Below are 19,301 nucleotides of genomic sequence, written 5' to 3' on the forward strand. Positions count from 1 at the left end.
CCAACCATTAAAACTTGAATAATTCATGCCTTATCTTTTTATATATAGGTGGTAGATTCATAGTTATTATCCTATTGTTTAAATAGCTTAAACTTCCCTTTACTTTTTTAAAAATCAATTTATATGCAATAAGCAGCTGATTATCAAGACCAAACTTATTAAAGAACATGCTGTTTAACTTTCTATGTCCATACTTAGGATCTCCTATTATAGGATTTCCTAAACTTGAAAGATGAGCCCTAATCTGATGGCTTCTCCCTGTTATAAGATCTATTTCAACCTCTGAAAATGCACCGACAGTTTCTAATGTTTTTATCTTTGTTTCTATTTCCTTTGAATCCCTTGTTTTATTGTTAGAAATTATAACTTTGTTGTTCTTCTTGTCCTTTGAAAGATAAGCCCTGTATGTTCCGTCTTCAATTTTACCTTTAATAAGGGCTATGTAGTATTTTTTAATACCTCCTTCTCTAATTGCCTCATTTAAAAGCTTTAAAGCTTCATAGTTTTTAGCATAAATAACTAACCCCTCTGTATTTCTATCTAATCTGTTACAGGGTGAAGGCGAAAAGGTCTTTTCTTCATTTGGATTATATTCCCCCTTATCATAAAGATAGGCCAAAACTGCATCGGTTAAGGTTAGCTCTTCACCCTCATCAGGATGAACCAATAAGTTCTTTTCTTTTTCAACAATTAAAACATTTTCATCCTCATAGGCAACCCTTAAATTCAAATTTTCTATTTTTAAAAATTTTAAATCCTTTTCCTTTTTTACATCCTCGATTTCAAATAAAAAGCTTACTTTATCCCCTTCTTTTAACAGGTATTTTTCATTTACACCTTTACCGTTTACTAAAACTTCCCTTTTTCTAATAGCTTTATATATTGAACCTAAGGACATATTTTTAAGATATTTCCTTAAAAACTTATCAAACCTCTGTCCAGCCTCGTTTGAAGTTATTATTACCTCCTTCATTCTAAAACCTCCTAAGTATATTTTAACCATATCCTAATCCTTCCTTGCAATAACATAATTATAATTAAAACAAAATTATTTTTCTACAAAAAAATAAGGGCAAAATGCCCTTATTTTAACCACATCCTCCCCCGCCATAAAGGGATTCAACTGAAAATCTTTTTCCAAAATAGGTATTTCTATAGTCGATTATAAACCCAGGAGTATATTCTACCATCTCTTCATCAAGTATTATCTTAACTCCCTCTACTTCAAAAACTTTATCATCTTCCTTTGGCACATCCAGAGCCATACCAAAACTTGGACCGCCTCAGCCAAAGCCTGCTATATATACCCTTATACCATATTCTTCTCCTTTTTCTTCGATTTTTTTCTTTAGCTCAATAGCTGCATCTTGAGATATTTTAATTTGCATTTTTATCCCTCCAATTTATATACCCTTTATAGGTATATTATATGTCATATTTTGACCAAATTCAACACTTTTTAGAAAAAATTTAAACCCGGAAACTCCGGGTTATTTCTTTTCTCCTTTTTTGTTTTTATAATCCCTTACGTTTTCAAAATTATATCCAATTATATTATCTGAAAAGGAAGCAAGCTTTATATCCGTAAGACCTATCCTTTCATCGTTTAAATCAAATTTTAGTTTATCATCTGTTCTATTTTCCATATATACTCTCCTTTCAAAATGTGTCAAATTTTATCGAAAAGAATATAATATACTAAGCAAATTTGGGGAGGGAAAATTATGTGTAGAGATCCTATCTCTTTAATACTTTTATTATGGTTTTTAGGCTGTAAAGATCCATGCTTTAGATCCTGCTGCTGCAGGCATAAATGTAGATGTAGATAAAGCCTTTGAAAAAATTGAGCCTATTATCACATAGGCTCAATTTCTTCAGTTTTATTCTTCTTAGCCTTTTTTTCTTTGCCTTCAGCCTTTTTCTTTCTGTTTTCCTTTTCTTTTCCCATCTTCAACTCCCCTTTCCTTTTCTGAATTTATTTTTTCTCATATATTGCTTTTTATACATTTTTTATTTAAAATATTATTAAATTTTTCCAAAATAAGGGGTGACCAAAATGCTTGGTAGTATTGTAAACTTTTTAGCAATAATCATTGGGGGAATTTTAGGGCTTTTATTAAAAAAAGGAATTCCAGAAAGGATAAGCAAAACAATTATCGAAGGACTTGCCCTTTGTGTATTTTTCATCGGGGTATCTGGAATGCTCAAAGGAAGCAACGTTTTGCTTATTATTTTTTCCATTGTAATAGGTGGAATTATAGGAGAAATTATTGATATAGATAAGCTTATAAATAATTTAGGCAAAAAAATAGAAGAAAAATTTGAAGGCAAAGGCAACATTTCTGAGGCTTTTGTCACAACAAGTCTATTATACTGCGTAGGTGCCATGGCAATCGTCGGATCCCTCCAGAGCGGCCTTGAAGGGAATCACAAGATTCTTTTCGCTAAATCCATTTTAGACGGGATTTCGTCTATTATTTTTGCATCAACTATGGGCATTGGGGTTTTGTTCTCTGCCTTTTCCGTCCTTTTATATCAAGGAGCAATTACCCTTCTTGCATTTACTCTAAAAAATATTTTAACTACCGCTACAATTAACGAAATGACCTCAATCGGCAGTCTTTTAATCCTTGGAATATCTTTAAATATGTTAAAGATAACAAATATAAAGATTGCAAATTTATTACCTTCCGTCCTTATTCCAATTGTATATTACATGCTTTTAAACCTAATAAAATAAATCCAGGCGTTGCCTGGATTTTAATCTGTAATAACCATATTTCTTCCACTGTTCTTTGCCAAATATAAAGCCTTATCTGCTCTTTTTATAACCTTTTCAACATCGTAATTATCCTCAGGTAAAAGCTCTGAAACTCCAAAGCTTGCTGTAAATTTTACTTTTTTATCAACATCCCTTATATAAACTTCTGACCTTTCTACATATTCTCTTAATTGTTCTGCCTTTTTCTTTGCGTTTTCCTTATTAGTTGCAGAAAGGAAAATTATAAATTCTTCTCCACCGAATCTTGCCACTATATCATATCTTCGTGTATATTTTCTCAATATGGAACTAAAGACCTTTAAAATTTTATCTCCCGCATCATGGCCGTAAGTATCATTTACTAATTTAAATCTATCTAAATCCGTTAATATTATCGAAAAGGTTTCTCCTCTTCTTTTTGCCCTATTTATTTCTTCCTTTGTTCTTACAAAAAATGCTCTTCTATTATAAAGCCCTGTTAGATAATCATGCATTGCGAGACTTTCAGCTCTTCTTACAGCTTTTCTTAACTTAATTTCCATATTTTTTTGTTCCGTTATATCCTGCTCTATACCTACTATTCTATATATTTGTCCATCTCGGTTTATTACAGGAAGAATCTTTGTCCTTATCCATTTTATATTGTCATCTACAACTATTCTATATTCCTGTGTAAAATAGCCTTTTTCTTTTATTTCATTTATTGTATTTTCCATCGTTGATCTTTTTTCAACACTTTCTCTATCCTTTGGGTAAACATAATCAATCCATAACCTTGGGTTTTTATAAATTTCCTTTATTGGTATTCCATATATCCTTTCAAAGGAACTGCTTAAATAAATTACCTCTCGAGTTTTAACATCCTGTAAAAATGTAATTTCATCTAAGTTTTCTGTAATTGGGCTTATTATTTCATTCTGTTCCTTTATTTTTTCTTCTGCCTTTTTAATATCGGTTATATCGCTAAAGAAGGTGACAAAGTAATTTTTTTCAGGGGAAAAGACATCTATCCTATACCACCTATCCCAAAGGTCAAAATATTGAACAATATGATCCTCTACTCCATTTAGGGCAATATTACCATAATATTCGATCCAATTAAAGCTGCTATTTTGAATATCAGGTATAATTTGTTTTACAGTTTTTCCTAATATATTTTGTCTTTTTAATCCAGTTAGCTCTTCAAATGCCGTATTTACATAAATATACTCATAGTCTACTGGCTTATTATTTTCATCTAAAATAATTTTGTGATAGGCAAAGGCATTTTGCATCCTATCGATAAGTTTTAAAATAACAGAATCAATCTCCATCCCCTGACACCTCTTAAACAAAGGATTAAACACGAATTTTATTATACATAATAAATTCAAGAATTTTCAATTAAATTTATATGTTAGTATAATAAAAAAAATTATTAAATTTAGGTAAGGAGCTATTTGTTTATATAAAGCTTGAAACTCCATTTTTCATAAACTATAATTTATTATATAAGTCTAAAATGATTAAATCGCATTAACATATAAATCATACTTTACGAAGGGAGAACGTTTAAATGGATATGGAATTGTTGAATGCCTTTAGAACAATCATTAAGGAAGAACTTAAGCCTATAAATGAACGCCTTGATTCTATGCAAAATCAAATTGATTCTATGCAGGATCAGATAAATTCTATGCAGGATCAGATTTATTCTGTGCAGAATGAAGTGTCTCTAATTAAGGCTCAGGTAGAAGAAAATACTCAAATCCTACGTGCTCTTGAGCATAAAGCAGAAATTAATAAGGCTGAACATGATAATTTTGCCATTCAACTTGCAAATATTGAGGGAAATGTTAACAAAATTAAAAATGCTGTAGCAAAGGGAGAAGAAGCATACAACTATCTTGAAAGCTTTAAGAATATATTAACCCACAGGGGTTAAAGCATATATAACTTAAAACCTCTTTCCTGGCAAAGAAAAACCAAGAAAGAGGTTTTTAAATTAAAATAAAGAATAAAACCTCTTTTTCTACTCAAACTAAACATTAGAGGTGATTAGTTTGAATAAAAAAATAAGTATTATATTCTTGACTTTATTTTTTCTGATTACATCAACAATTTACGCCCAAGATACCTATTACACCGTTCAACCTGGAGATAGCATATGGAAGATCGCACAAAAATATCAGGTAGGTATTTCTGAAATCATTTCAGCTAACCCAGAGATAAAAAATCCAGCCCTTATATATCCAGGCCAAAAGATTAAAATTCCTGTTATAGAGACTAAAGCTCTAGAGAGCGAAGTTGTGAGGCTTGTTAACATTGAAAGGGCTAAGGTAGGCCTTCCTCCTTTAAAGGAAAACTGGCAGCTTTCAAGAATTGCAAGATATAAATCCCAAGATATGATAAACAAAAACTACTTTTCCCACTATTCACCGACCTACGGCTCACCCTTTCAAATGATTGAATCCTTCGGCTTAAGATTTTCAGCAGCTGGTGAAAATATTGCAATGGGTCAAAGAACTCCACAGGAAGTCATGAATGCATGGATGAACTCGCCGGGCCACAGAAGCAACATCTTAAACCCAACCTATACCGAAATAGGCGTCGGCCTTGCAAAGGATAAGGCAGGAAGGTGCTATTGGACGCAGATGTTTATAAAACCTATATAAGATTTAAAGCCTACAACCTAATGGTTGTAGGCTTTTTCTTGGTCTGGGTGACTGGACTTGAACCAGCGACCTCCAGAACCCCATTCTGGCGCGCTACCATCTGCGCCACACCCAGATAACTATATTATATTATACACTAATTTATAAATTTTTCAATAGATTTCTGGAAACCAAATTTTCATTTCCCTTTCAGCGGATTCTAATGAGTCCGAAGCATGAACAAGGTTTTCCGTCTCATCGAAGGCGAAATCACCTCTAATCGTCCCAGGAAGGGCATCCTGATACTTTGTAGCACCGTTGATTATCCTTGCACATTTTATTGCATTTTTCCCCTCTAAAATAATTGCAATAACCATTCCAGATGTTAAAAACTTAATTAACCTCTCATAAAAGTCTTTCCCTTCATGTTCCTTGTAATGTTCCATTGCAAGTTCCTCTGATGGATAAAGGGACTTTATAGCTATAACCCTTAACCCCTTCATCTCATAACGCCTTATAATCTCACCTATCAAATTTCTCCTAACTCCGTCCGGCTTTATTAAAACCAATGTTCTTTCCAAAATAATCCCTCCACTAAAATATTATGTGTTTTATTTGCAAAAAATTATGTATAATATAATTCGAGGTGATTTTATGCAGCTAAATGTAAATCAAAAATTTGAAAATATAGCTGTTGCTGTAAGGCAAATAACTAGAAAAACCGACCAAAACAACAAAAACTACTACCATCTTCAGGTTAGCATAGGCCTTAAAAACTATGACTCTAAAATCTGGAACGATGATGAAAAAATCGGCGAAGAAATTATCCCTGGGTGTCTTGCCTATATATCAGGAATAGCAAGGGATTTTAAGGGCAGCCTTCAGCTGCACATAAGCAACATCCAAAGAATATGGAATCCCTCGCAGGAACTTTTAAACTCCATTCTTCCATCAGGCTATGTTAATGAAAACGATATGGTCCTTGAGATAAATGATATTATATCAACTATAAGCAATCCTTTTATAAAAACCCTTTTAGAAAACATATTTGCAATGCCAGATGTTAAAAAACACTTTTATAAAAAGGCAGCAGGTGCAGAAATACATCATGCCTACCAAGGTGGCCTTGCACAGCATACGATAGAGGTTGTAAAGCTTATTCAAAGCTACTGTAAAATATTTAGCTACATTAAATACGACATAGCCGTTGCTGCGGCACTACTTCATGACATCGGTAAAATATATGAACTTTCAAGCTTTCCCGAAAACAAATATACAACTAAAGGACGTTTACTCGGCCATATTTCCCTTGGTGCAGACCTTGTAAGCAGGGCAATTAGCGAAATAAAAGATTTTCCAAACGATTTAAAATACGACCTTATCCACTGCATTCTATCCCACCACGGAACCCTTGATATGGGCTCTCCGGTTCTTCCCATGACAATAGAAGCAATAGCAGTCCACAACGCCGATAAAGCAAGTGCAGAAATAAACGCCTTTCATCTTGCAATAGAAAGGGATACCGGCCTTGATGGCTGGACAGAATATAACCCTACTTATAGAAGAAGTATAAAAAAATAAAAAGCTACCCCCTTTAGGGGGTTTTTTGCTTCTTTAATCTTTTTTTCTTTACAACCTTAAGCCTAAAAAAATCCTCCCTATCCTTCTCCTCAAGGACCTCCTGAATGGATTTGACCAAGTTTTCATATTTGGGTATTTGGATATTTTCAAGGGCATTTGCCCTCCTTTGAGTCTTTTTAATATCATGGGCAAGCCTAAAGACTGCATTTTCAATCTCTGCAAGTTCAAATAGTAAAAGTTTTACCTCTTGAAACTTAGTAAAGGCAACATCAAGAGCTGAGTTTGTTTGGTAAAAACTATAACTTGGCCTTTCCATCTCCTTCGAATGCTTTACTATAGGAACCTCAACCCCCATAACGCTTTTAAAAATAATCTCAAACTCCTCCACCTCAGGAACAGTCGACGCAATATCCTCAACAAAATGAATCCCCATAGTAATGTTTGCCATTTGAAGGGCCTCATAGGCCTCTTTAAACAGCTCATTTACCCTTTTTTGTATTTCCTTTGACTTATCAACAAGGCCCATGATTTCCCTTATTAGGACATTCCTTTTCTGGTCTAAAAGTTCAAATCCCTTTTTTGAAAATTCTAAGGATGATTTAGCCTTCATAAGATTGGATTTGGTAGGGGCTATATTTTCCATCTAATCACCCCTTATAATATTTATCCAAAAGTTTTGGATCTATTCTATCAAGTTCATTCTTGGGAAGGATGGATAAAATAGACCAAGCTAAATCGATTGACTCTATAATACTTCTTTCCTCATAAAAATCCTGTTTTAAAAATTTATCCTCAAAGGCCCTTCCAAATTCCATATATTTTTTATCTATACTTGATAGCTCATCCTCCCCTATAACCTGGGCAAGGGCTAAAACCTCTTGATATTTTGTATAGGATGCAAAAACTTGATTTGCAACAGAAGGATGATCCTCCCTTGTATACCCTTCACCTACACCATCCTTCATAAGCCTTGAAAGGGATGGAAGGATATTTATAGGAGGATATATATTCCTTTGATATATTTCTCTGCTTAAAACTATTTGTCCTTCGGTTATATATCCTGTAAGGTCTGGGACAGGATGGGTTATATCATCATTTGGCATTGTAAGGATTGGAATTTGTGTTATTGAGCCTTTAGAACCTTCAATAATTCCTGCCCTTTCATATATAGAGGCAAGGTCGGAATATAAGTATCCTGGATAGCCCTTCCTTCCAGGGACCTCCTCCCTTGCAGAGGATATCTCCCTTAACGCCTCACAATAACTTGTCATATCGCTTAAAACCACCAAAACATGCATATCCTCATTAAAGGCAAGGTATTCTGCAGCCGTAAGGGCACATCTTGGGGTTACGATCCTTTCAACAACAGGATCATCAGCAAGATTTAAAAACATTACAACCCTCTCTAAAACCCCTGACTCCTCAAACATTTTGGTAAAATAATGGGCATCATCATGCTTTATTCCCATAGCAGCAAAAACAATGGCAAAATTTTCCCCATCTGCTATTTTGGCCTGGTTTATAATCTGGGCTGCAATTTCGTTATGAGGAAGTCCATTCCCTGAAAATATTGGAAGCTTTTGTCCTCTAATTAATGTTGTAAGAAGGTCTATTGCTGAAATACCCGTTTGGATGTAGTTTCTTGGATATTTCCTTGCAACCGGATTTATCGGTCTTCCGTTTACATTCATTTTAATTGGAGAAAATATAGGTCCTCCACCATCAATCGGAACTCCAAACCCATTAAATATTCTCCCTAAAATATCTTTTGATAGGCTAATTTCAAGAGGCTTTCCAGTAAATTTAACCGACACATCCTTTACAGATAGCCCTGATGTTGTTTCAAAAACTTGAATTATTGCCTTATCCTCATAAAGCTGAACTACCTTCCCATGCTTTATTCCATCCCTTGTTTTTATTTCAACTATCTCATCATAGGAAACATCTTCAACTTCAGATAGGATTAAAAGTGGTCCCTCTATTTTTTCTATATGTAAAAATTCCTTTTGCATATCAATCACCTTCATAGGACTTTAAAATTTGGCTGAATTCTTCCTCTATATCCCTTTGTAAATTATCAAATTCATCTTTATATTCATTAGGAATAGAGTATTTCATCTTCAATATTTCACTGTAGCCCTTCATCTGTCTTATTTTTCCTATTGGAACTCCCTTTTTAATAGCAAATAGTGCCTTGTCATAAAATAGCTTAATCATCCTTAGCATATTATATTGCTTATGTAAAGGAACATAGGTATCTTCTGGATGGTAGGCATTTTGCTGGAGAAAGCCTATTTTTATAAGCCTTGCAACCTCTAAAATTAACCTTTGGTCGTCCGGAAGAACGTCCTCTCCAACAAGTTTTACAATTTCTAAAAGCTTATTTTCCTCCTGAAGAACCTTTAGCATTTCACCCCTTAGCTTAAAGAAATCTTCGCTGACATTTTCCCTATACCAATCATTAAGAAGGGATAAATACCCGCTATAACTTGATAGCCAATTTATAGCCGGATAATGCCTTGAATAGGCAAGATTTCTATCAAGACTCAAAAATACGCTTACAAACCTTTTTGTATTTTGAGTAACAGGCTCTGAAAAATCGCCTCCAGCTGGAGATACAGCCCCAATTATAGAAACAGAGGCCTCTTTACCTGAAAGGGTTTCAACATACCCGGCCCTTTCATAAAACTCCGCAAGCCTTGAAGCAAGATAAGCAGGATAGCCTTCCTCTGCCGGCATTTCCTCAAGACGCCCCGATATTTCCCTTAGGGCTTCTGCCCATCTTGATGTTGAATCTGCCATTATTGCAACGTTATATCCCATATCCCTAAAATATTCCGCAATAGTAATGCCTGTATATATCGACGCTTCCCTTGCAGCAACTGGCATATTTGATGTATTGGCAATAAGGATGGTTCTATTCATAAGAGGAAGATTGGAATTAGGGTCAATAAGTTTTGGGAAATCCTCCAAAACCTCCGTCATCTCATTTCCTCTTTCACCGCAGCCAATGTAAACAATAACATCGGCATCGCTCCACTTAGCAAGCTGATGCTGAGTCATGGTTTTTCCAGTTCCAAATCCTCCAGGGATTGCTGCAGTTCCCCCCTTTGCAATAGGAAAAAAGGTATCTATTACTCTTTGACCAGTTATAAGGGGCTTTTCGATTGGGAATCTTCTTTTTACCGGCCTTGGAATTCTAACCGGCCACTCCTGATACATCTTAAGTTCATATTCTTTATCATCCTGCAGCTTTAAAATGACATCCTCAATACAGTATTCACCTTCTGCTGCAACATATATTACTCTTCCCTTTACTTTAGGAGGAACCATGATAAAATGCTTTATAAGGGGTGTTTCCTCAACATAGGCAAAGGGCTGTCCTTCTTCAAGATATTCTCCTTCTTTTACTAAAAAATTGACTTTCCATCTTTTGTTAGGATCTATCGAGATAAGCCCTATTCCCTCGTTTATAAAATTTCCGCTGTATTCCTTTATTTTATTTAGTGGCCTTTCTATGCCATCAAATATATTTCCAATTATTCCAGGTCCAAGTTTAACGGACAAAGGTTTACCTGTAGGATAAACAAATTCACCAATTTTAAGTCCTGCCGTTTCTTCATAGACCTGTATCGTCCCATAATCTTCATAAATAGAAATCACTTCACCTATTAATTTTTTCTCACCAACTGCCACCATTTCCCTCATTCTAAAATTTTTCATGTTTTTTGCTTTAATTACCGGACCGTTTATATATGTTATAATCCCGTTATCCATAATCCCACCACCTAAAGATTAGAAAAAAGTATCTGGCCTATTTTTTCCTTTTTATCCTCCATTAATGCCTTCAAAGAATGATCTATTCTTATCCTATTTTCATCTTCCAAAATAAATCCTCCAATTAAGCTATCATCAAATTCAACTTTAAATCCATTTAAATAGGGCTTTAATAATTCAAAGTCTTTATTGGTTAAAATCAATTTAAAATTTTTATTTTCAAGAGCCTTTTTCAAACTATCCAAAAGCCAATCTTTATATTGATTGCTTTTAGTATATTCTTCTAATTTTATCTTTAAATCCTCAAAAAACTTATTAAAAACTTCATCCCTTTTTTTAAGAAGTATTCTTTTCTCCTCATATTTTGCCTTTGATACAATCCTTTGTGCCTCTTCGTTAGCCTTTTTTATTCTTTCCTCCCTCACCCTATTGAATTCCTCTTCGAAATCCCTTTTCTTTTCCTCTATAAGGTTTTTAAATCTCTCGTTAAATCTTTCAATTTCCTCTTTATTTTCCTTCTCTATTTTTTGATAAACAAGCTCTGTAAACAGCCTTATCTTTTCTTCAATAGTTACCATATAAATCACCTCAGATTTTTATCCCAACGGACTCTTTAATATACTTAACAAGATAATCATCATCCCTTATGCTACCTTGTCTATTTGGAATTTCAATTATAAGCGGCATTTCCTGATTGATCTTTACCTCATTTACAAGGTGTCTTATCTTCGAAGCCAGTCTTTCAGTTAAAACTATTATTCCAATTTCCTTATCCTTAATTGCCCTTTTAAACTCTACCTCTCCTTCCTCCTTTGAAGAAACTAAAACACCCTTTATCCCAGCAAGTCTCATTCCCACCAAAGTATCATGGCTGTCAGAAATCAAAAATATTTTCATGATATCACCTTAGTCTTCCTAATATCATTATTGAGATTATAAGCCCATATATTGCAATACCTTCTGCAAGCCCAACAAATATTAAAGTTTTTCCAAGTATTTTAGGATCCTCCGAAACAGCACCAAGGGCAGATGAACCTACCGCACCAACAGCGTATCCTGCGCCTATTGCAGCAAGCCCTGTGCTAAGTCCTGCAGCAATAAAACCTAATCCTGCTGCTCCGTTTCCTTCAGCAGCAGCATGGGCAACCTGAGGAATCGCCATAATTATAAAGGCAGTTAAAATGGCAATAAAGGATGATACGTTTAGCTTTAAATGCTTTTTAAATTCATCCTTTTTCATATTATCCTTTAGAGCTAAAACTCCCTTTGTAAGTGTAAAAATAACTATTAGTGTTGCTAATATAACAAAGATAAACATTTTATTACCCCCTTATGCTTATTGGTGTATATTCATATCCATTTCCTTTAAAGAATTTGCTAAAAAGCTCATAGTATTCAAGCCTTAAACCTTGAATAAACACTATAAGGCCCTCAAGCCCTATAATTACTAAATTTCCTAAAACAAGCATTAAGGCGCTTGCAACTCCATTTCTAATCATTTCAGCAAGGGTTTCAAAGGCTATAAACAGTCCAACATGGTTTATTGCAAAGGCTCCAACCCTTATAAAGGATAATGTATTAGACAGGATACTAAGTAAAGTTTCAAGGATACCAAAGCCCTCTTCAATATAGTAATCCGATGCCGAATGTCTATAGAGCCTTTTTTCTCCCTTTATTAAATTTGCAAGAGGTTCTTTAAAAAATATTAGAAGAAGATTAAAAATTAAAAGAAAAAGTATTACACCGCTTGAGATTATTGGTGTTATATTTTCAACCTTTACAATGATGTAGTAGAGTAAAAGCCAATAAAAAACTAATCCCGCAACCCCATTTCTACTAAAGAGCCCTTCTTCAATATCTTTATTTCTAAAGCAATTTACAAGGTTATATATAAAGCCTACAGAGAGTAAAATTACACCAAAGCCAATGGCATAGATCAACATTTTCTCTATTTCAATCATAGGCTTTACTACATACGTTTTAAGAACATCTTCAAATCCAAATATACTTCCATAGATAAAACCAAAAAATGTTGAGCTTATCCCAAGTCGTGCCAGAACCCCACCAAGATTAGGTCTTCTTTTTCTTCTATTCAAAAATTCGCCAATCAAAAATAGAACAAGTCCCTGTCCTACATCTCCAAACATAGCACCAAATAAAAGCATGTAACTAATCCCAACAAACGAAGTTGGATCAAGTTCGTTATAAGATGGAATTCCATAAAGTTTAACTATGGATTCAAAGGGCCTTAAAAGATATCCATTTTTTAAATATGTTGGGGGTGCAAGGCCCTCTCTAATCTCCTTAATTGGCTTATATATTATAATGAGCTTTTCCTCTAAATCTTCTAAACTCCTTTTAACCCTTCTTTTAAAAATTGCGGGAACCCAACCTGAAAGATAAAAAAATTCATTGGTTACAGCAATATTTTGTTTGATCTCTTCTATCCTATTTTCCATAACAAGCCTTGAATAAAATTTTTCTATCCTTTCGAAATTAGCTTCTTTTATCTCCGATATATCATCGGTAAGCTCATTTATTCTTTTTTCAATCTCTTGTTTTCTTTTTTCTATTTCCGCTAACCAATCCTTAGGGGTTCCTTCAAATTTAAACTTTATTTTGAATTCTTCAAAATTAATTGAGTTTAATATCTTTATCATCTCATTTTCAACGGCCTTTGGATAAAAAATCAAAATAAAGGAATAATCAGGATTTTGATTTATTTTTAAAACTATACCGGGTATATTTTCATAGTTTTTCTTAACTTTTTGAAGGTCATATTTATTTATCTTTCCTATCTTAAAATCTATAAACTCCATATTTAATATATCATTTATCCTAAAATTCAAATCCTTAAGGTGGATAATATATGTTATTAAATTGTCAAGTTCAGCCTCTTCCCTTTTAAGGTTTTCATATTCCTTAGACTTTTCTTTTATCATTTCATAAAGATTATTTATGAATTCTTCCTCTTCTTTAAACTTATATTCTTCCTTAAAATGTTCAAATTTTATCTTTTTCTTTGTGCCAAATATACCCGATATTAAATTGAATTTTTTCTCTATTTCTTTATAGTCATTTCTAAGATTATACGGCCTTATATAGTTGATATTTGCAATCGCATTTATATCCTCCACATTCATAATGGGGAAATTGTTTTCATTGATTTCGTTAATTGCGTTTAGCATATGGATAGATTCCGATAAAACTATCCTTTTGCAAACCTCATCTAAGTAATCAAAATGACCTATTATATTGATCATCTCCATCTTCGCAACTGCCATTTTCCCACCCCTAAATATTTCTTATAAGATATGTTTTCGCCTCATCAAAGCTCAAAGCATACCTTACGCATTCTAGCATAGAGATAATATCAAATATCTCAAATTCCTTTAACTCTAAAAATGCAAGAACTAAGGAGAGATTTAAGTTTCGTGTATATAAAATCTTTTTAATCTTATAAAACATAAATCTATTTATTCGCCTTTCCATGTAAATATCCTGTTTTGGATCTCCTTTGAATAAAAAGCTGTATGGGGTGTTCCTTGCCTTTGATAAAAACTCATCCATATCTTTTGTATAGCAGAATCCTTTAATCTTTTCATAATTAAATTTATTTCCAAAATCTATTGTGTAATTAAATATTTCTTCGGGAGTCAAATTAAAAAACTTCTTACTTCTATATATCCACTTTAAGTTCAAAAGATCAGCCAAACTTCCATATATTTCATTAAAGGCATTTTTATCTTCTTTACTAAGCTTTTTAGCACTGTCGTTAAGGATATTAAAATATGCTCTATCTATGGACATTTCAAATCTAAAAAGGTTTTCCCTTTCATTTCCATCGATTAATTTTTTTACATAAGGATAATATATCGTCCCATCTAAGGCCTCAATTAGTTCTGAAACCTTTTTTGCCTTTATTATTTTTTCCACATCGATAAATCTATATTTGCCTACAAATACTAAGCTCTCTCTAACCTCATCATAATTTTTTTCAACATGAATATTTCTTGCTATATTCTTAAGGTCAAATATTTCATACTTAATATAAAGGCATTTGATAAAGTTTCTAATATCGCCATAAAAATAATGGATAAGTTTATCAATATAACCTATCAAGTGTTTTTTTAGGACGATTTCTATTTGCCCCCTATGAAGTTCATAAGTATTAATCCCTTCGAATGCCTTCTTATAGGAAGTTCTTTCCTTAAGATAAGTTGCAATTTCTGAAGGTGTTCTTAAATTTAAAATATTTTTGTAATCCTCTTCCGTCAAAAATTCCCCCATCATAGCATGAACTTTAGCTGAAACTGCAGCATAAGTAGCGTTCTTATCCATAGTATCACCTAACTAAACAGTTCATTAAAGGCTGAATTTAACAAATCTTCTTTTTTATTATCATAACTTTTTTCCAATTCTTTTCCCTTTTCTTCTGCCTTAAAAAGCAATTTTTCTGCTTCTTTTTTTGCTAAGACTATGATTTCTTCCTCTTCCTTTGCGATTTCATTTAGCCTTTCATCTATAATCTCCCTTTTTAGCCTTTCAATCTCCTCTCCTATCTGCCTTTTTTTGTTTTCAATTTCATTTTTAAACCTTTCCCTCATCTCAACAGCATTTTTGTCTATATGGATTATATTTTTTATAATACCTTCTAATTCTTCCATCCTATCGCCCCCAATTTAAACATAACTTTATTTTAATACTGTGAAATTTTATATACAAAAGCAATTTTTATTTATAAAATTTCTTATATTCTTATTATTCTGAAAAAATAACGTTTTATTAAGTATTTCTTTAAATATTAATAGATTTCGACATAAATAAAGTGCCCCATTTTAGGGGCTTAAAAGTTTATCTTATCTAAATCTTCAACAAACTTTTCTATATCTTCCTCTGTATGTTTTATAGATATAAACAAAGCTTCAAATTGAGATGGCGAAACATAATTACCCATTTTTATCATTTCCTCTGCGAATTTATTATAAATATTTATATTACATTTTTTAGCATGGGAATAATTTTCTACTCTATCTTGAGTTGTAAAAAATACTGTAAGCATAGATCCAGCCCTATTTATAACATGAGGCAAACCTTTTTTATTCAAAACTTTTCTTAGACTCTCCTCCAATAACAATCCCGTCTTCTCTAATCTATCATAAAAACTTTTTTTACTATCATAAATTTTTTTTAACGTTGCATAGCCTGCTGCCATCACAACAGGATTTCCAGACATAGTCCCCGCCTGATAAACAGGTCCTATAGGGGATAAATTCTCCATGATTTCCCTTCTCCCTGCATAAGCCCCACAGGGAAGCCCTCCTCCTATTATCTTTCCTAAGGTAACAATATCAGCCTCTACGCCATAAATTTCTCTTGCTCCTTTATAAGCCACTCTAAAACCTGTCATAACTTCATCAAAAATTAAAATAGCCCCATAATTAGTGCAAAGCCTTCTTAACTCCATTAAAAATTCTCGTTTAGACGGAACAACCCCCATGTTTCCAGCAATAGGTTCAACTAAAACACAAGCAATATCATCTCCATAAGACTCAAATATTTTCTTAATACCTTCTATATCATTATATTCCGCTATAATAGTATTTTTTATGCTATCAAGAGGAACTCCGGAGCTTCCTGGTATACCTTGAGTTAAAACTCCTGAACCCGCAGAAACAAGGAATCCATCATAATGCCCATGGTAGCACCCCATAAATTTAACAATTAAACTTCTGTTTGTATATCCTCTTGCTAGCCTAACTGCACTCATTGTAGCTTCTGTTCCTGAATTAACAAACCTAATCATATCGACACCAATCGTTTCACAAACCAAACTGGCAAGTTTTAATTCTAATTCTGTAGGAGCACCAAAGGCTATAGAATTTTCTAATGTTTGTTTAACAAATTCTAATACTTCTTCATCACAATGTCCAAGTATCATTGGACCCCAAGCTCCTACATAATCCACATACTTTTTGCCATCCTCATCATAAACAAATTGCCCTTTTCCCTTTTTTAGAACTGGAGGATTGATATTAAGTCCTTTAAAAGCTCTAACTGGACTATTTACTCCGCCTGGCATATATTTTAAAGATTCATTAAAAATCATTTCATTTCTCATTGTCTCCCTCCTATATACTTTGCAGCTTCAATGGCATGATATGTGATTATAATATCTGCCCCAGCCCTTTTTATAGAAGTCAGTATCTCCATAACAATTTTCATTTCATCTATATATCCAAGCTTTGCAGCCGCCTTTACCATAGCATATTCACCGCTTACGTTATATGCTGCAATAGGAACATCAAACCTATCCCTTGTCCATCTAATAACATCAAGATAAGATAAGGCAGGTTTTACCATAACTATATCTGCACCTTCTTCTATATCCGCCGCTATCTCTATCATGGCTTCCCTTATATTAGCAGGATCCATCTGGTAAGACTTTCTATCTCCGAATTTTGGAGCAGAATCAGCTGCTTGTCTAAAAGGACCATAAAAGGCAGAAGCATATTTAGCAGAATAAGCCATTATAGGAATATTCATATATCCTTCTCTATCTAAAGCTTCTCTTATTCTTTTTACTCTGCCATCCATCATGTCTGATGGTGCCACCATATCTGCACCTGACTTTACGTGAGAAAGAGCTATTTTTTCAAGATATTCTAAAGTTTTGTCGTTATCAACCTCCCCATCAACAATAATCCCACAATGTCCATGGTCTGTATATTCACACATGCATATATCAGTTATAACATAAAGTTTTGAAACTTCCTTTATTTTTCTAACCGCCCTTTGAACAACTCCATCGTCATAGTATGCATCTTTCCCACAATTATCCTTTTCTTTTGGAATTCCAAAAAGCAAAACACCTTTAATACCAGCTCTTTCAACTTCTTCTAAAATTTCTTCAAGTCTATCTATAGAATATCTATAAATCCCAGGTAATGATTGGACTTCTTCTTTTATATTTTCACCATCCTTTATAAAAATAGGATATATAAAATCCTCCTTAGAAAGCTTTGTTTCCCTTACAAGTGATCTTATATTTTCATTCCTTCTCAATCTTCTCGTTCTTTTAAACATCATATCCCTCCAACTTAAGTATCTTTTCTACTATCCCCTGGATAGTATATTTTTCTGCTACATAATTTGGAATACCATTATTTAAAAGTTCATTTGAAGTAATTGGTCCTATAGCAACCACCTTTTTACCCATTAAATAATCTTTTCCATAATTTTTTATAAAAGTCCTAACAATAGATGGGCTTGTAAATGTAAAATAATCGATATCATCTAACGGTATATTATGAGAATAAATTTCTTCAACTTTATATATAGGTATCTCAATGACTTTACATTTTCCTTCTAATGCTTCCTTTAGAAAAGGTCGTGCATTTAATGAGCGCGGAATTATTACTAAATCTTTTTCTTTAATCCTATGGCTTAATTTTTCATATAAATCTTCAGCTATAAATTGTTCAGGAACAATTTCAGGGACAATTCCCCTTTTAATAAGTTCCTTCTCCGTTTTTTCTCCTATACAAGCAAAAATGGCTTTAATATTTCTAATGTCAAATCTTAGTTTAACCAAATAATTAAAGAATATATTGACTGCATTTACACTAGTAAACAAAACATAATCTGCTTTCTTTAAATCCTCAATATAATTTTTTAAGTTTTCTTCAAGAGATTTTATTTTTAAAACATGCGTTTCCACAACCTCAGCTCCAAGCTCTAAAAACTTTTGCTTTAATTCTTCATTTTGTCCTTTTGGTCTTGTTATACAAATTTTTTTACCAAATAAGGGTTTCTTTTCAAACCAATTCAGCTTTTCTCTTAAATTAACCACTTCACCAATAACAATTAAAGCAGGCGAAGATAATTTTTCCTCTTTAAGCTTATCAATAATATTAGCAACCTCCGATACTACCACTTTTTGTCTTGCAGATGTTCCTTTAGAAATCACTGCACATAAAGTTAAGGGATTTATTCCATGTTTTAAAAGATTTTTTATAATATATTCTATATTTTCAAGTCCCATCAAAAAAACAAGTGTTCCATTAAGTTTTGATATAACCTTCCAATCATATGATAATGCATTTGCAGAATGACCAGTAAAAACATGAAAACTTTGTGATATGCCCCTATGAGTTATTGGGACTCCTGCATAGTTTAAAGCAGCTATCGCTGATGATATTCCTGGAATAACTTCAAATTCAATATTTTCTTCCTTAAGCCTTAATGCTTCTTCACCGCCTCTACCAAACACATAAGGGTCCCCTCCTTTGATTCTTCCAACTATATCCCCCTTTTTAGCAAATTTCACAAGCATATCGTTTATTTCATCTTGGGTCTTATAATGGCAGCCACTCTCTTTGCCGCAAAAAAAAATCTTACAATCATCTTTTAAAAAATTTAAAATATCTTTATTTACAAGCCTATCATATAAAACAACATTGCATTTTTCTAAAGCTTTTAAAGCCTTGAGAGTTATTAACTCTTCATCATAAGGTCCAACACCTATCAAATATACTTTTCCCATATTA

The 19,301-nt window shown here is 33.1% G+C and carries 21 protein-coding genes and 1 tRNA gene; 4 read left to right on the forward strand and 18 right to left on the reverse strand.

What is annotated here, in order from left to right; all coding sequences use genetic code 11:
* Positions 1-7: 7 nt before the first annotated feature.
* From Q3V94_RS00780 to Q3V94_RS00790, 3 genes are all read right to left on the reverse strand, one after another.
* Positions 8-973: an RluA family pseudouridine synthase gene (locus Q3V94_RS00780; protein WP_008910032.1), complete on the reverse strand. Its 966-nt coding sequence runs from the start codon at positions 971-973 to the stop codon at positions 8-10.
* Between the two features lie 115 nt (positions 974-1,088).
* A complete protein-coding gene (locus Q3V94_RS13640) occupies positions 1,089-1,388 on the reverse strand; it encodes an iron-sulfur cluster biosynthesis family protein (RefSeq protein WP_368506503.1) in 300 nt (99 codons plus the stop codon).
* A gap of 102 nt (positions 1,389-1,490) precedes the next feature.
* On the reverse strand, positions 1,491-1,646 hold the full coding sequence (locus Q3V94_RS00790) for a hypothetical protein (RefSeq protein WP_303524625.1): 156 nt from the start codon (positions 1,644-1,646) through the stop codon (positions 1,491-1,493).
* Between the two features lie 410 nt (positions 1,647-2,056).
* Between Q3V94_RS00790 and Q3V94_RS00795 the strand changes: the two genes are divergently transcribed.
* A complete protein-coding gene (locus Q3V94_RS00795) occupies positions 2,057-2,740 on the forward strand; it encodes a DUF554 domain-containing protein (protein ID WP_008910035.1) in 684 nt (227 codons plus the stop codon).
* Between the two features lie 20 nt (positions 2,741-2,760).
* Here Q3V94_RS00795 and Q3V94_RS00800 read toward each other — a convergent pair whose 3' ends face one another.
* The gene (locus Q3V94_RS00800; protein ID WP_303524626.1) at positions 2,761-4,074 is read right to left on the reverse strand and encodes a diguanylate cyclase; all 1,314 of its coding nucleotides are present in this window, start codon (positions 4,072-4,074) and stop codon (positions 2,761-2,763) included.
* A gap of 242 nt (positions 4,075-4,316) precedes the next feature.
* Between Q3V94_RS00800 and Q3V94_RS00805 the strand changes: the two genes are divergently transcribed.
* Together Q3V94_RS00805 and safA are read left to right on the forward strand one after the other, a co-directional pair.
* Positions 4,317-4,685: a hypothetical protein gene (locus tag Q3V94_RS00805; protein WP_303524627.1), complete on the forward strand. Its 369-nt coding sequence runs from the start codon at positions 4,317-4,319 to the stop codon at positions 4,683-4,685.
* Positions 4,686-4,803: 118 nt separating this feature from the next.
* Positions 4,804-5,415 (forward strand): SafA/ExsA family spore coat assembly protein, encoded by a 612-nt coding sequence (safA, locus tag Q3V94_RS00810; protein ID WP_303524628.1) that lies wholly within the window; start codon positions 4,804-4,806, stop codon positions 5,413-5,415.
* Positions 5,416-5,454: 39 nt separating this feature from the next.
* On the opposite strand, the gene Q3V94_RS00815 is transcribed toward safA, so the two are convergent.
* Positions 5,455-5,530 (reverse strand) — tRNA-Pro (locus tag Q3V94_RS00815).
* A gap of 37 nt (positions 5,531-5,567) precedes the next feature.
* Positions 5,568-5,975: a nucleoside-diphosphate kinase gene (gene ndk, locus Q3V94_RS00820; RefSeq protein ID WP_303524630.1), complete on the reverse strand. Its 408-nt coding sequence runs from the start codon at positions 5,973-5,975 to the stop codon at positions 5,568-5,570.
* Positions 5,976-6,048: 73 nt separating this feature from the next.
* On the opposite strand from ndk, the gene Q3V94_RS00825 reads away from it, so the two are divergent.
* Complete coding sequence (locus Q3V94_RS00825) at positions 6,049-6,975, forward strand: 3'-5' exoribonuclease YhaM family protein (RefSeq protein WP_303524632.1); 927 nt, start codon at positions 6,049-6,051, stop codon at positions 6,973-6,975.
* Between the two features lie 13 nt (positions 6,976-6,988).
* Here Q3V94_RS00825 and Q3V94_RS00830 read toward each other — a convergent pair whose 3' ends face one another.
* The 12 genes from Q3V94_RS00830 to cobA all read right to left on the reverse strand — a co-directional run bounded on the left by Q3V94_RS00830 (position 6,989) and on the right by cobA (position 19,297).
* Positions 6,989-7,618 (reverse strand): V-type ATP synthase subunit D, encoded by a 630-nt coding sequence (locus Q3V94_RS00830; protein WP_303524633.1) that lies wholly within the window; start codon positions 7,616-7,618, stop codon positions 6,989-6,991.
* 4 nt (positions 7,619-7,622) lie between these two features.
* Positions 7,623-8,987 carry a V-type ATP synthase subunit B gene (locus Q3V94_RS00835; RefSeq protein WP_274766054.1) on the reverse strand — a complete coding sequence of 455 codons (1,365 nt, stop codon included), beginning with the start codon at positions 8,985-8,987 and terminating at the stop codon, positions 7,623-7,625.
* 1 nt (position 8,988) lies between these two features.
* Complete coding sequence (locus tag Q3V94_RS00840; protein ID WP_303524634.1) at positions 8,989-10,752, reverse strand: V-type ATP synthase subunit A; 1,764 nt, start codon at positions 10,750-10,752, stop codon at positions 8,989-8,991.
* Between the two features lie 11 nt (positions 10,753-10,763).
* Positions 10,764-11,330, reverse strand: coding sequence for a V-type ATP synthase subunit E (locus tag Q3V94_RS00845; RefSeq protein WP_303524635.1), 567 nt, complete (start codon positions 11,328-11,330; stop codon positions 10,764-10,766).
* 10 nt (positions 11,331-11,340) lie between these two features.
* On the reverse strand, positions 11,341-11,649 hold the full coding sequence (locus Q3V94_RS00850; RefSeq protein WP_274766057.1) for a V-type ATP synthase subunit F: 309 nt from the start codon (positions 11,647-11,649) through the stop codon (positions 11,341-11,343).
* A 4-nt stretch (positions 11,650-11,653) separates the two neighbouring features.
* Positions 11,654-12,070 (reverse strand): ATP synthase subunit C, encoded by a 417-nt coding sequence (locus Q3V94_RS00855; protein ID WP_274766058.1) that lies wholly within the window; start codon positions 12,068-12,070, stop codon positions 11,654-11,656.
* 4 nt (positions 12,071-12,074) lie between these two features.
* Positions 12,075-14,036, reverse strand: coding sequence for a V-type ATP synthase subunit I (locus tag Q3V94_RS00860; protein WP_303524637.1), 1,962 nt, complete (start codon positions 14,034-14,036; stop codon positions 12,075-12,077).
* Between the two features lie 10 nt (positions 14,037-14,046).
* On the reverse strand, positions 14,047-15,093 hold the full coding sequence (locus Q3V94_RS00865) for a V-type ATPase subunit (RefSeq protein WP_008909210.1): 1,047 nt from the start codon (positions 15,091-15,093) through the stop codon (positions 14,047-14,049).
* A gap of 8 nt (positions 15,094-15,101) precedes the next feature.
* The gene (locus tag Q3V94_RS00870; protein WP_008909209.1) at positions 15,102-15,419 is read right to left on the reverse strand and encodes a hypothetical protein; all 318 of its coding nucleotides are present in this window, start codon (positions 15,417-15,419) and stop codon (positions 15,102-15,104) included.
* Positions 15,420-15,598: 179 nt separating this feature from the next.
* Positions 15,599-16,873 (reverse strand): glutamate-1-semialdehyde 2,1-aminomutase, encoded by a 1,275-nt coding sequence (gene hemL / locus Q3V94_RS00875; RefSeq protein ID WP_008909208.1) that lies wholly within the window; start codon positions 16,871-16,873, stop codon positions 15,599-15,601.
* A complete protein-coding gene (gene hemB, locus Q3V94_RS00880; protein WP_008909207.1) occupies positions 16,870-17,838 on the reverse strand; it encodes a porphobilinogen synthase in 969 nt (322 codons plus the stop codon). The genes hemL and hemB overlap by 4 nt, the downstream gene beginning before the upstream one ends.
* A complete protein-coding gene (gene cobA / locus Q3V94_RS00885; protein WP_303524641.1) occupies positions 17,831-19,297 on the reverse strand; it encodes a uroporphyrinogen-III C-methyltransferase in 1,467 nt (488 codons plus the stop codon). The genes hemB and cobA overlap by 8 nt, the downstream gene beginning before the upstream one ends.
* Positions 19,298-19,301 lie beyond the last annotated feature (4 nt).

The organism is Caloramator sp. CAR-1, from assembly GCF_030546345.1.
In the GTDB taxonomy this organism is placed as follows: Bacteria; Bacillota; Clostridia; order Clostridiales; family Caloramatoraceae; genus Caloramator; species Caloramator australicus.